Below are 12,804 nucleotides of genomic sequence, written 5' to 3'. Positions count from 1 at the left end.
ACCGACGTAGGGATCCCCCGTGAGTTACCCGGCTGATGTCAAGCCCCTGACCATCCTGATCGCCGCAGACACCTACCCGCCCAACGTGAACGGTGCGGCCCAGTTCGGCTACCGGCTGGCGAAGGGGATGTCGGGACGCGGCCACGCGGTCCACGTCCTCGCCCCGCGTCCCTCCAACGGACCCAGCATGACCGAACCCGACGGCGCCTGGTCCGTCCATCGCCTGCGCTCGCACAGCGTCCCCACCCACGACTACTGGCGCATCTGCCTCCCCTGGGAGATCAAGCGCGACATCAGCCTGCTCTTCGACCGGGTCCAGCCCGACGTCGTGCACATCCAGTGCCACTACATGGTGGGGCAGTACGCACTCTACGAAGCCGTGAAGCGGGGAATCCGGGTGGTGGCCACCAACCACTTCATGCCGGAGAACCTCAACCCCTTCCTGCCGTTCCCCGAATGGTTCAAGAGGATCGTGGCGAAGAACTCGTGGCGGGACATGGGCAAGGTCATGGGCAAGGCCGCCGCCGTCACGACGCCGACGCCGCTGGCGGCGAAGGCCATGCACGACCACGCCTTCCTGCGCGAGGTACTCCCCGTCTCCAACGGCATCGATGCCGCCGCCTACGAGGTCCGGCCGGGCGAGGTGATCGACCCCCACGAGCATCCGACCGTCCTCTTCGTGGGCCGGCTGGCCGAGGAGAAGCACATCGACGTGCTGATCGACGCCGTCGCGAAGACCCCCGAAGACCTCGACGTGCACCTCGAGATCGTCGGCGGCGGTGAGGTCAAACCGGCGCTGCAGGCGCAGGCCGCCCGCCTCGGAATCGGCGACCGCGTCCGCTTCCGCGGCCTGATCGACGACGACGAGCTGCGCCTGAGCTACATCCGGGCCGCGCTCTTCTGCCAGCCGGGTACCGCCGAGCTGCAGTCGCTCGTCACCCTCGAGGCGATGTCCGCGTCGACTCCCGTGCTGCTCGCCAACGCCATGGCGCTGCCCCATCTGGTGTCGGACGGCGAGAACGGCTACCTGTTCGAGCCGGGGAACGCCGACGAACTGGGCAAGCGCATCACGGAGATCCTCAGCCTCCCCCGCGAGGACCAGGAGGCCATGGGCGCCGTGAGCCGGGCCATGGTGGGCACGCACGACATCCGGGCGACGCTGGAGACGTTCGAGGGCCTGTACTACGGCACCCTCTCCTCGCAGGGGCCCGCGCCCCGGGAGGCGGACCTCGGCGCCCCCGCACACTGAGATGCCCGTCCCGCTCGTCCGGGATGAGGGCGGCGGGCGCCGGGGGGGGGGGGGTGAGGATCGACCTCCGGCTCGATCCGGTGATCCCGGAAGAGGGGGCCTGAAGTAGGGCGACTCGGACTTGAACCGAGGACCTTAGGATTATGAGTCCTGCGCTCTAACCAGCTGAGCTACCGCCCCCTACGTCGACGCGTAGAAGCCTACCAAGACTCGTGGGGCGCCGCGTGCAGGCCTCGGTGTGCCACTGGCGCCCTAAGTTACCGGCGGGTAACATGGTGGCGTGGGCGCCTGCCCGCACAGGATTCGGTCGAGGAACAGTGCTGGTCGCCGGCGACCAGAGTGAGGGGCATCCCATGAGCAAGACGACGATCGACGTCGACAACCTCCCGTACGCCGACGGCGATTTCTTCGCCTTCGAGGAACTGCTCTCCGACAAGGAGCGCGCCAGGCTGGAGGAGATCCGGAGCTGGCTCACCCGCGAGGTGCGTCCGAACGCCGTCGACTGGTGGACCAAGGGTGCCTTCCCCCAGGAGCTCATCCCGAAGGTCGCCGAACTGGACCCGATGAGCCCGGTCTACCGCCAGGGCTACTCCAACCTCTTCGCCGGCATCACCCACGCCGAGTTCACGCGCGCCGACACCTCCTTCGCCACGTTCATGGGCGTCCACGACGGGCTCTTCACCGGCTCCATCGAGGCCCTGGCCTCGAAGGAGCAGCAGGAGGAGTGGCTGCCGGACATCTACGCGATGAAGAAGATCGGCGCCTTCGGACTCACCGAGCCGCTCGGCGGCTCCGACGTCGCCGGCGGGACCCGGACGACGGCGCGCCGCGACGGCGGTTCATGGGTGCTCAACGGTGCCAAGCGCTGGATCGGCAACGCCACCTTCTCCGACTGGGTGGTCGTCTACGCCCGGGACCTCGAGGACAACCAGGTCAAGGGCTTCCTCGTGGACACCACGCTCCCGGGCTTCTCCTCGTCGAAGATCGAGAACAAGATCGCCCTCCGCACCGTCGAGAACGCGGACATCGTCCTCGACGACGTGGTGGTCTCCGACGACTTCCACCTGAAGGGCGCCAACAGCTTCCGCGACACGAACAAGGTCCTGAAGGTCACGCGCCTGGCCGTCGGCTGGCAGGCCGTCGGCCAGCAGCTCGCCGCCTTCGACGTCGCCCGCCGGTACGCCGTCGAGCGCGAGCAGTTCGGGCGGCCGATCGCCAGCTTCCAGCTCGTCCAGCAGCAGCTGGTGCAGATCCTGGGCAACGCGATGAGCTCGATGGGCATGATGGTGCGCCTCTCCCAGCTCGAGGACGCCGGCAGGGCGAAGGACGAGCAGTCCGCCCTCGCCAAGGCGTTCACCACGGCCCGCATGCGCGAGAGCGTCGCGGCCGGACGGAACATCCTCGGCGGCAACGGGATCGTCGTCGACTACGAGATGGCGAAGATCTTCTCGGACGCCGAGGCGATCTACTCCTACGAGGGCACGCAGGAGATCAACACCCTCGTCGCCGGCCGCTCGATCACGGGTATCGCCGCGTTCGTCTGACCGCCCTCGGCCGTCCGACGGCACACCGGCGGCGCGCCTCACGTGCCGCCGGTCCGCCAATCGTCGAGCGGCAGCAGCACCGACGGCCGCCGGTCCGTCACGAGAGACAGCGGGTCCACGTACTCGCCGTCCTCGCGGACCCCCCAGTGGAGGCATGGGCGACCGCAGTGGGCGCGCGCCGGACCGTCGACGCGGCGGCGGTCCCGGGAGGCGTCGAGCACGGCCACCTCCTGCCCCCTGCCGACGCGGTCGCCCCGCGACAGCCCGGTGGAGACGGGCTCGAAGCTGCTGATCCGGCCATCGCCGTGGTCGATCGACAGGACGCCCCGGTCCACGACCGTCCCGGCGAAGGACACGACGCCGTCCGCAGGACTCAGCACCCGGACCGGCCCGGCTCCTGCGGACAGGTCCACGCCACGATGCCCGCGTTCCCACTTCTGCGGCGGCTTCTCGAACGGGCGGAGGACCTCCGGCGCAGGGGTCAGGGGCCAGGACCACTCGGGCACGAACGGCGCAGCGGCGACCCGCCCCGGGGTCGCAGCAGCGGCAGGGGCTGGGTAGCTGCTCCCGGGCTGCAGGCAGAGGAGCACCGCGAGGACGGCGGCGCCCGCGGCGCGGGCGGCCCTTCCGGGAACGCCGGTGCGGGGGCGCGGACGCCCCGACGGGGGAGCGGGGCGGTCGGGGGAACGAACCATGGACCCAGCCTGACCGCCGCGGCGTCGACGCCGCGCGCGGGGAGGCCGTATGTGGACATCCCGCACAGGAAGGGCCCTCCGCCGGTGCGCGCGGTGCGCCGCCGGGACCGCCGGCCGGCCTCCGTCGCCGGCCCGATCACGGGCCTGCGCTGTAGTACACTGGGACCAGCAGTCTGCTGCTCCCACATCCGTTTGCCTCCGGCGTCGATGGGTCGTGGAATCCTCAGGCTGACTACGCGTACCTGTGATTCGGCGCCTCCGCACGACGCCGAAGTGCCCACCCAGCGGTCCGGATCCATCCGGTTCGGGAGGGCGCGTCCATCCGACGACCGGGTACCAGGACGTACCGGCCACCCCGGCCGGCACCGAGACAACCGTCAACAAGCTTCAGGCGGCGCATCGCGCCCGAGCCGAAGCTGAAGAAAGGCAGATCATGCCAGTCGTAACCATGCGCCAGCTGCTCGACAGCGGCGTCCACTTCGGTCACCAGACCCGCCGTTGGAACCCGAAGATGAAGCGCTTCATCTTCACCGAGCGCAACGGCATCTACATCATCGATCTCCAGCAGTCGCTGGGCTACATCGACCGCGCCTACGAGTTCGTCAAGGCCACCGTCGCCCACGGCGGAACCGTGCTCTTCGTCGGTACCAAGAAGCAGGCCCAGGAAGCGATCGCCGACCAGGCGACGCGCGTCGGCCAGCCCTACGTCAACCAGCGCTGGCTCGGCGGCATGCTCACCAACTTCCAGACGGTCTCCAAGCGCATCCAGCGCATGAAGGAACTCGAAGAGATCGACTTCGACGACGTCGCCGGGTCGGGCCACACCAAGAAGGAGCTCCTGCTCCTCAAGCGTGAGCTCACCAAGCTGCAGAGCAACCTCGGCGGTATCCGCAACCTGACCAAGGCCCCCTCGGTCGTCTGGGTTGTCGACACCAAGAAGGAGCACCTCGCCATCGACGAGGCGAAGAAGCTCAACATCCCCGTGGTCGCGATCCTCGATACGAACTGCGATCCCGACGAGGTCGACTTCCCGATCCCGGGCAACGACGACGCCATCCGCGCCGTCAACCTGCTGACGCGCGTCGTCGCCGACGCCGTTGCCGAGGGCCTCATGGCCCGCCACAACCGCTCGGGCAACAACGACGCCGCTGCCGACGAGCCGATGGCCGAGTGGGAGCGTGAACTGCTCCAGGGCAGCTCGGACGCCGCCGCTGCCGCGCCCGAGGCGACCGAAGCCCCCGCGACCGAGGCACCCGCTGCCGAGGCTCCCGCCGCCGAGGAAGCTCCTGCAGGCCTGCAGGCTCCCATCGCCGAGGAAGTCCCCGAAGCAGTAGCTCCCGCCACGGAAGCCGCCGGCGACACCAAGTAGTCCTCGTTGCGTAAGGGGTGTGGGTCAAACCATGCCCCTTACGCATGTTCCGATCCACTTCAACCTAGGAGTTCATATGGCAAATTTCACTGCCGCTGACATCAAGGCCCTGCGCGAGCGCACGGGCGCAGGCATGATGGACGTCAAGAAGGCCCTCGACGAGGCCAACGGCGACGCCGACAAGGCCCTGGAACTGATCCGTATCAAGGGTCTCAAGGGCGCGACGAAGCGCGAAGGCCGTTCCACCGCCGAGGGCCTCGTCGCCGCTCGCGTCGACGGCAACGTCGGCGTCATGATCGAGGTCAACTGCGAGACGGACTTCGTCGCCAAGGCCGGCCCGTTCATCGAGTTCTCGAACAAGGTGCTCGGCGCCGCCGTCGAGTCCGGCGCCACCGACGTGCCGACCCTCCTGGCCTTCGAGCTGGAGGGCAAGCCCGTCTCCGAGCACGTCATCGAAGCCGGTGCGCTGCTCGGCGAGAAGGTCGACGTGCGCCGCATCGCCCGCATCGAAGGCGCGATCGTCGACGCGTACCTGCACAAGACGTCCAAGGATCTCCCGGCGCAGGTCGGCGTGCTCTTCGCCGTCGAGGGCTCGGGCGACGCCGCGGTCGCGGCGGCACACGACGTGGCCGTCCACATCGCCGCCTACTCGCCGACCTACCTGACGCGCGAGGACGTCCCCGCCGAGCTCGTCGAGTCGGAGCGCCGCATCGCCGACGAGACGGCCCGCGCCGAGGGCAAGCCCGAGCAGGCCCTCGCGAAGATCGTCGAGGGGCGCCTCACTGGCTTCTTCAAGGAGGGTGTCCTCGTGGACCAGGCCTTCGCGAAGGACGCCAAGAAGTCCGTCGCCGCGGTCCTCACCGAGGCCGACGCCAAGGCCACGGCCTTCGCACGGTTCCGCGTCGGAGCCTGAGCCTCCGGGCCGGGTCGACAGCACGACGGTGAAGGGCGGCCACCCCTCGAGGTGGCCGCCCTTTCCTGCGCCCGGGAGGCGCGCCCTATCCTGTAACGGGTCCGGCACCATCCCACTTCCGCTCCACCGGCCGTCCGACCAGGACCGGCCCCAGCACTATGCCCGGGAGGCACTTCATGGACACCACTTCCACTGCTCCGACGGGTGGTCCCGCAGGACGGCGCCGGGTCCTGCTCAAACTCTCCGGTGAGGTCTTCGGCGGCGGCAAGCTCGGCGTCGATCCCGACACCGTCCGGGGCATGGCCGAGCAGATCGCCGCGACCGTCGGCGACGTCGAGGTGGCGATCGTGGTCGGCGGCGGCAACTTCTTCCGCGGCGCCGAGCTGTCGCAGAGCGGCATGGACCGCTCCCGCGCCGACTACATGGGCATGCTCGGCACGGTGATGAACTGCCTGGCCCTGCAGGACTTCCTCGAGCAGGCAGGCGTCGAGACGCGCGTGCAGAGCGCCATCACCATGGGGCAAGTCGCCGAGGCGTACATCCCGCGGCGCGCCATCCGCCACCTGGAGAAGGGCCGCGTGGTCATCTTCGGCGCCGGCGCCGGGCTGCCCTACTTCTCCACCGACACGGTCGCCGCCCAGCGCGCGCTGGAAGTGCACGCGGACGAGGTCCTCATGGCCAAGAGCGGCGTCGACGGCGTCTACACCGCGGACCCGCACAAAGACCCGACGGCGGAGAAGCTGGAGACGCTGTCCTACGACGAGGCCCTGCGCCGGGACATCCGCGTCATGGACCAGACCGCTATGACCATGTGCAAGGACAACAACCTGACCATGGTGGTCTTCGGCATGGAGGGCGAGGGGAACGTCACGCGCGCCATCCGGGGCGAGAAGCTCGGCACCGTCGTCACCGCCTAGCGCCGGGGCCGGGCGGCGCCGCACGGTGCTGCGCCCGGCCCCGGCGTGCCGTTGAACTAGGATTGACCACTGGAACGGTTGCCGTGCAGCCGACTGCGGATCGAAGGAGACACTGTGATCGAAGAGACCCTGCTGGAAGCCACCGACAAGATGGACAAGGCCGTGGAGGTCGCAAAGGAGGACTTCGCGACGGTCCGCACCGGCCGAGCCAACGCCTCCCTGTTCTCCAAGGTCGTCGTCATGTACTACGGCGCGCCCACCCCGCTGCAGCAGCTCGCGTCCTTCCAGAACCCCGAGGCGCGCACCCTGCTCATCACCCCGTTCGACCGCGCCTCGCTCAACGACATCGAGCGCGCGCTGCGCGACTCCGACCTCGGCGCCAACCCGTCCAACGACGGCAACGTGATCCGCGTGGTCCTGCCCGAGCTGACGGAGGAGCGCCGCAAGCAGTACGTGAAGCTGGTGAAGACCAAGGCCGAGGACGCGAAGATCTCCATCCGCAATGTCCGCCGCAAGGCCAAGGACGGCATCGACAAGGCCGTCAAGGACGGCGACGCCGGCGAGGACGAGGGCTCGCGCGCGGAGAAGGAACTCGACGCGATGACGAAGGCGCGCGTGGACCTCATCGACGAGCTCCTGAAGCGCAAGGAAACGGAGCTGCTCGAGGTCTGATGGCAGATTCCCAGCCCCCCGGCGCGGGCCCCCGTGTCCAGAAGTCCGCCGGCGGTCCGTCCGGCGTCGGAGTGCTGAAGCGGCGACGGCCCGCCCGGGAGCCGGGTGCGCCCTCGCGTGCCGGGCGCAACCTCCCCGCCGCGATCGGCGTCGGTGCCGGCCTGCTGGTCCCCGTCCTCGTGGGCCTGCTGTTCTTCCCCGTCGTCTTCGGGGGGATCGTCACCCTCTTCGCCGCCGTGGGCGTGTGGGAGATCTCGCGGGCGCTCGGACTGCGCCGGATCCGCGTCCCCCTCGTGCCGACCATGGCCGGGACGCTCGTGCTCCCGTTCTCCGCCTACTTCGGCGGTCCCCAGGGGCTCGCCGCCGCGACCGTCGCCGCCGTCGTCGGCATCTTCCTCTGGCGCTCGCTCGACCCGACCCCGGACGCCGCGAAGAGCCTCATGGCCGGGACGTTCACCCTGCTCTGGGTGCCGTTCATGATGAGCTTCGCGATGCTCCTGATGCGTGCCGAGGGGGGCTACCTCATCATCGCCACGCTCCTGCTGCTCGTGGTCGCCAACGACACCTTCGGCTACCTGATCGGGGCGTTCTTCGGCAAGCACCCCATGGCGCCGAAGATCAGCCCCAAGAAGTCCTGGGAGGGCTTCGGCGGCTCCATCGGCGGCGCGCTGATCGTCGGCGGACTCTGCGCCGTGCTCCTGCTCGGGCAGCCGCTCTGGATCGGCCTCGCCCTCGCCATCGTCGTCGTGGCCTCGGCCACCGCCGGCGACTTCGCCGAGTCGATGATCAAGCGCGAGCTCGGGGTCAAGGACATGGGGACTATCCTCCCCGGCCACGGCGGGGTGATGGACCGCCTCGACTCGATCGTCCTCGCCTGCCCCGTGGCCTATCTGCTGTCCGCGACGTTGATTCCGGGGCTGCTCTGATCGTAGGCTGGCCGCGGAACCCAGGAGGCGCGGCATCCCGGGGCCAGGGGGCCCTGAACCGCCCCTCGAAGGTTCAGGTGGAAGGATCGGAACAGATGGACCTCATTCGCCCCGCCAGCGCCCCCTTCGCACGTGTCGGACGGCGTGAACTCGGCTACAACACCCGCCAGGTGGACCGCTTCCTGACGAGGGCGCGCGGTTCCTACGACGCCGGGCACCCGGCGACGGACGGCATCACGAGCCGGGAGGTGCGGTCCGTGGCCTTCGACCCGGTCCGCGGCGGCTACGAGCCGCAGGCCGTCGACGCCGCGCTGGACCGCCTCGAGGACGCCATCGCGCAGCGGGAACGCGACCACCTGATCATGACCGAGGGTGAGGACGCGTGGCTGCGGCAGATCGGCAGGACCGCCGCGGTGCTCCGCCGCAGGCTCCACCGCCCGGCCGGCGAGCGCTTCCGCCGGCCGTCGAAGCAGGGCACCCCGAGCTACGACGTCGAGGACGTCGACCGGCTGTGCGACCAGCTCCTGCAGTACCTCGAGAACCAGGCGCCGATGAGCGTCGACGTCGTCCGGCGTGCCGTGTTCCGTGAGGCCCGCGGCGGGGACGGCTACGAGGAGAACCAGGTGGACTCGTTCCTCGACCGGGTGATCGAACTGATGGCCGGGATCGACTGACCTAGCGCGGCTCGGGCGTGTGGAGGCGTGCCAGCACCCGGGACGCCGTCGTCGGGCGCCGTCCCGCCGTCGCGCGGGACACGAGGACCATGGTGAGGAACGCCGCCGGGACCGTCCACAGGGCGGGCTGCGCGAGCCACACCCATCCCTCGCCCGTCCCCCGCCCGAGCAGGGCGGTGGCCGCGATCGCCCCGCCGCACAGGGTCGCGCCGACGAGCATCCCGGCGATCGCGCCGGCGTCCGTGAGGCCTCGCCACCAGATACCCAGCAGCAGCAGCGGGCAGATGGTGGAGGCGGTGAAGGCGAAGACGGACCCCACGCTGCCGGCCAGGGCGAGGGTGTCGGTGAGGAGGGCGATCACCAGGGGGACGATCGTGGACAGCAGGGCGGCCCGCCGGAAGCCGGTCACGCTGCCCTGGAAGAACTCCTGGCTCACCACGCCGGCGAGCGAGACGACGAGGCCGCTCGTCGTGGACAGGAACGCGGCGAAGGCCCCCGCGGTCACCAGGGCGGACAGGAGGTCGCCGGTGGCGCCGTCGAAGATGCGGCCGGGGAGCAGGAGAACCGTCGCGTCCGAGGCGCCGCCCGCCGCGAGTTCCGGCGTGTGGATGCGCCCGAGGATCCCGTACACGGTGGGGAACAGGTAGAAGACCGAGAGCAGGCCGAGCACGAGCACCGTGGTGCGCCGCGCCGACGCCCCGTCCGGGTTCGTGTAGAAGCGCACCAGCACGTGCGGCAGGCCGAGGGTGCCGAACAGGAGTGCGATGACGAGCGAGATGGTGCCGTAGAGGGAGGCGTGCGCCGTCGTGTTCAGGTCCGTCGTGAATGCACCGCCGCCGGCCGTGATCGAGGCGCCGTCGGCGCCCAGCCTGAACAGGATGAAGACCGCCGGGACCGCGAGCGCCGTGAGCTTCAGCCAGTACTGGAAGGCCTGCACGAACGTGATCGAGCGCATGCCGCCCGTGACCACGCTCAGGCACACCACGACGACGACGGCCACCGGCCCCACCCACGACGGCAGGCCCGTGGTGATCTGCACCGTCAGCGCGGCGCCGTGGAGCTGCGGCACGATGTACAGCCAGCCGACGACGACGACGAGCATGCTCGTCACGCGGCGCACCAGCAGCGAGTCCAGCCGTGCCTGCGCGAAGTCGGGGATCGTGTAGGCGCCGGAGCGGCGCAGGGGAGCGGCGACGAACAGCAGGAGCATCAGGTAGCCGGCGGTGTAGCCGATCGGGAACCAGAGGGCGTCCACCCCGGAGATGAGGATGAGCCCGGCGACGCCGAGGAAGCTGGCGGCGGACAGGTACTCGCCCCCGATCGCGGAGGCGTTCCACCACGGGCGCACCGTCCGGGAGGCGACGTAGAAGTCCCCGGTGGTCCTGGAGATCCTCAGGCCGTAGATGCCGATGAGCACCGTGCTGAGGGCCACGAGGAGCAGGGCGGTGTAGCCGACGGCGGGGCTGAGGTGCAGGCTGCCGGCGTCGAGGGCGTCAGTCATCGTCGACGAGGTCCTGGAAGCGGCGCTCGTTGCGGGAGGCGCTGCGCACGTAGAGGACGGCGCAGCCGATGACGAGCGGGTAGATCCCGAGGCCGAGGACGAGCCAGGGGAGAGGGACCGTCAGGACGGTCGTCGACCCGACGTCGGGGAACACGGCGAGCAGCACCGGGATGCTGATCAGGATGATCAGGAAGCCGCCCGCCACCACGAGTGCGAGGCGCAGCTGCGACCGGATCAGGGAGGCGACGAACAGCTGGCCCAGCTCGGACTGCTCGGCCATCTCGCGGGCCACGGGGAACGACGCCCCGGTGGCCCGGGCGGCCGCCCGCGGGGCGGTGACCCTGACGCGGCGGGGAGGCTCGGGCTGCTCCTGCGTCATCGGGGGCGGTCGGGGATCACTGGCCCGGCCGGAGGCGGGTCGCCTCGAGCTTCTCGCGGACGTCCGGGAGGTGCCGCCGGCTGACCGGCAGCTCGGCGTCGCCGACGAACAGGCTCGCCCGGCCCGCGCTGATCCGCACCTTCCGGACCTGGTCCATCGCCACGAGGTAGGAGCGGTGCGTGCGGAGGAAGCCCGCCCCGGCCCACTGGCGTTCGAGGTCGTTGAGCGGGATCCGGATGAGGTAGCTGGCCTCGGTCGTGTGCAGGCGCGCGTAGTCGCCCTGCGCCTGGACGTAGCGCACGTCGTCGCGCCTGATCATGCGGCTGACGCCGCCCTGGTCCACGGTGATGACCTCCGGGGCCGGCGTCGAGCCCTCCATCAGCTCGCACACGCGGCGGACGGATTCCGCGAGGCGCTCGGTGCGCACGGGCTTCAGGAGGTAGTCGACGGCGCGCAGGTCGAAGGCCTCCAGGGCGCGGTCCTCGTCCGCCGTCACGAACACGACGGCGGGCGGACGGCTGTGGCGGGAGATCACCCGGGCGATGTCCAGCCCGGAGAGCGACGGCATGTGGATGTCGAGGAACAGGGCGTCGACGCTGTGCTGCTCCAGGACCTCGAGCGCCTCCGCGCCGCTCGAGGCGCGGTGGATGGTCCCCACCCTGGCGTCCCGGCCGAGCAGGAACGCCAGTTCCTCGACGGCGGGGAGTTCATCGTCGGCGACGACCACAGTGAGCATGGGTCCTAGATTACGCGTCTCACGCCCGGTGGTCCGGCTGGGACTTGGGGACCCGCATCGTGATGAGCGTGCCGGCGCCGGGCGCCGTGTCGATGACGAGACCGTGGTCGTCCCCGTACACCTGGCGGAGCCGGGAGTCGACGTTGCGCAGGCCCACGTGCACGTCCTCCGTGTGCCCGGCCAGCACGGATCGCAGATGCTCGGGATCGATCCCCACGCCGTCGTCCTCGATGGTCACCTCGGCGAAGGGGCCGACGTCGTGGGCGGTGATGGTGATGTTCCCGATGCCGTCCTTCGAATCGAGGCCGTGGCGCACCGCGTTCTCGACGAGCGGCTGGAGGCTGAGGAACGGGATGACGGTGCTGAGCACCTCGGGGCCGATCTCGAGGCTGACCTTCAGCCGGTCCCCGAATCGGGCACGTTCCAGCAGGAGGTAGCGGTCGATGCTGCGCAGTTCCTCCGCCACCGTCGTGAACTCGCCGTGGCGGCGGAACGAGTAGCGCGTGAAGTCCGCGAACTCGACCACGAGGTCCCGGGCGCGCTGCGGGTCGGTGTTGATGAAGGACGCGATCGCGTTGAGGGAGTTGTAGATGAAGTGGGGGCTGATCTGCGCGCGGAGGGCACGCACCTCGGCCTCGGCGAGGAGGCGGCGGGAGTAGTCGAGCTCGGCGAGTTCCACCTGGGTGGACACCCACCCGGCGAGCTCGTTGGTGGCGCGGACGAGGCCGGCGTCGACGTCGTCGGCGAGGGCACCCACCGTGCCGACCACGCGCCCGTCCACGCGGACGGGGGAGAGCACCAGTTCGCCGGGCTCCGCGAGGCCCGCGGCCTCGAGGCGCTGGTGGCGGAAGATCTGGGTGCGGCCCGACTCGAGGACCTGCCGGACCAGCGGCATCATCTCCGGCGGTGTCCCGCGCCCGCCGTCCCAGGCAAGCACCGCGGCGTCGTCGCTGATCATGAGGACGTCGCACCGCAGGAGCCCGTGCAGGTACCGGCTCGCCTTCGACGCCCCCGACGGGGTGAGGCCCTCGCGCAGGTGCTCGGAGGCGAGGGCCGCGGTGTGGAGCGTGGCGTAGGTCGCGCGGTCGGCGTCGGACCCGAGGTCCCGGGACGAGCGCGACAGCCGGAAGCCGAGCGAGGCGACGACGGCGAGGGTGACGACGACGACGGCGCACACCAGGGCGGTGTCGACGGCGGCGCTGAACATTGCTCCAGAGTAGTCGTCCGGG

13 protein-coding genes and 1 tRNA gene are annotated in these 12,804 nt (G+C 70.3%); 8 read left to right on the top strand and 6 right to left on the bottom strand.

What is annotated here, in order from left to right:
- Nucleotides 1-19: 19 nt before the first annotated feature.
- Nucleotides 20-1,249 carry a glycosyltransferase gene (locus tag ACSGDB_RS03210; protein WP_434992800.1) on the top strand — a complete coding sequence of 410 codons (1,230 nt, stop codon included), beginning with the start codon at nt 20-22 and terminating at the stop codon, nt 1,247-1,249.
- Between the two features lie 106 nt (nt 1,250-1,355).
- Here the strand turns inward: ACSGDB_RS03210 and ACSGDB_RS03205 are convergent.
- A tRNA-Met gene (locus ACSGDB_RS03205) sits at nt 1,356-1,429 on the bottom strand.
- A 173-nt stretch (nt 1,430-1,602) separates the two neighbouring features.
- Between ACSGDB_RS03205 and ACSGDB_RS03200 the strand changes: the two genes are divergently transcribed.
- Entirely contained in the window at nt 1,603-2,793 is a 1,191-nt protein-coding gene (locus ACSGDB_RS03200) for an acyl-CoA dehydrogenase family protein (RefSeq protein ID WP_434992798.1), read from the top strand.
- Between the two features lie 38 nt (nt 2,794-2,831).
- Here the strand turns inward: ACSGDB_RS03200 and ACSGDB_RS03195 are convergent, their stop codons facing one another.
- Complete coding sequence (locus ACSGDB_RS03195; RefSeq protein WP_434992796.1) at nt 2,832-3,488, bottom strand: murein hydrolase activator EnvC family protein; 657 nt, start codon at nt 3,486-3,488, stop codon at nt 2,832-2,834.
- 433 nt (nt 3,489-3,921) lie between these two features.
- Here ACSGDB_RS03195 and rpsB point away from each other — a divergent pair, with 433 nt between their 5' ends.
- From rpsB to ACSGDB_RS03165, 6 genes are all read left to right on the top strand, one after another.
- Nucleotides 3,922-4,857, top strand: a complete 936-nt coding sequence (gene rpsB, locus ACSGDB_RS03190) for a 30S ribosomal protein S2 (RefSeq protein WP_434992793.1) — start codon at nt 3,922-3,924, stop codon at nt 4,855-4,857.
- Between the two features lie 76 nt (nt 4,858-4,933).
- Entirely contained in the window at nt 4,934-5,770 is an 837-nt protein-coding gene (tsf, locus tag ACSGDB_RS03185) for a translation elongation factor Ts (RefSeq protein ID WP_434992791.1), read from the top strand.
- A 176-nt stretch (nt 5,771-5,946) separates the two neighbouring features.
- Nucleotides 5,947-6,687: a UMP kinase gene (gene pyrH, locus ACSGDB_RS03180; RefSeq protein ID WP_434992788.1), complete on the top strand. Its 741-nt coding sequence runs from the start codon at nt 5,947-5,949 to the stop codon at nt 6,685-6,687.
- Nucleotides 6,688-6,801: 114 nt separating this feature from the next.
- Nucleotides 6,802-7,359, top strand: coding sequence for a ribosome recycling factor (gene frr, locus ACSGDB_RS03175; protein ID WP_434992786.1), 558 nt, complete (start codon nt 6,802-6,804; stop codon nt 7,357-7,359).
- Nucleotides 7,359-8,285: a phosphatidate cytidylyltransferase gene (locus ACSGDB_RS03170; RefSeq protein WP_434992784.1), complete on the top strand. Its 927-nt coding sequence runs from the start codon at nt 7,359-7,361 to the stop codon at nt 8,283-8,285. Before frr ends, ACSGDB_RS03170 begins: the two co-directional genes overlap by 1 nt.
- Nucleotides 8,286-8,380: 95 nt before the next feature.
- Nucleotides 8,381-8,959: a DivIVA domain-containing protein gene (locus ACSGDB_RS03165; protein WP_434992783.1), complete on the top strand. Its 579-nt coding sequence runs from the start codon at nt 8,381-8,383 to the stop codon at nt 8,957-8,959.
- 1 nt (nt 8,960) lies between these two features.
- On the opposite strand, the gene ACSGDB_RS03160 is transcribed toward ACSGDB_RS03165, so the two are convergent.
- The 4 genes from ACSGDB_RS03160 to ACSGDB_RS03145 are packed head-to-tail and all read right to left on the bottom strand — an operon-like array spanning nt 8,961 to nt 12,782.
- Nucleotides 8,961-10,460: a cation acetate symporter gene (locus ACSGDB_RS03160; protein WP_434992782.1), complete on the bottom strand. Its 1,500-nt coding sequence runs from the start codon at nt 10,458-10,460 to the stop codon at nt 8,961-8,963.
- On the bottom strand, nt 10,453-10,839 hold the full coding sequence (locus ACSGDB_RS03155; protein ID WP_434992780.1) for a hypothetical protein: 387 nt from the start codon (nt 10,837-10,839) through the stop codon (nt 10,453-10,455). Before ACSGDB_RS03155 ends, ACSGDB_RS03160 begins: the two co-directional genes overlap by 8 nt.
- A 16-nt stretch (nt 10,840-10,855) precedes the next feature.
- Nucleotides 10,856-11,575, bottom strand: a complete 720-nt coding sequence (locus tag ACSGDB_RS03150) for a LytR/AlgR family response regulator transcription factor (protein ID WP_434992777.1) — start codon at nt 11,573-11,575, stop codon at nt 10,856-10,858.
- A gap of 19 nt (nt 11,576-11,594) precedes the next feature.
- The gene (locus ACSGDB_RS03145; protein WP_434992774.1) at nt 11,595-12,782 is read right to left on the bottom strand and encodes a sensor histidine kinase; all 1,188 of its coding nucleotides are present in this window, start codon (nt 12,780-12,782) and stop codon (nt 11,595-11,597) included.
- Nucleotides 12,783-12,804: the final 22 nt, after the last annotated feature.

It is taken from the genome of Arthrobacter sp. Ld5, assembly GCF_051172775.1.
In the GTDB taxonomy this organism is placed as follows: domain Bacteria; phylum Actinomycetota; class Actinomycetes; order Actinomycetales; family Micrococcaceae; genus Arthrobacter_D.
The sequence above is the reverse complement of the archived record's forward strand: the minus strand, read 5'-3'. Positions and strand labels throughout refer to the sequence as shown.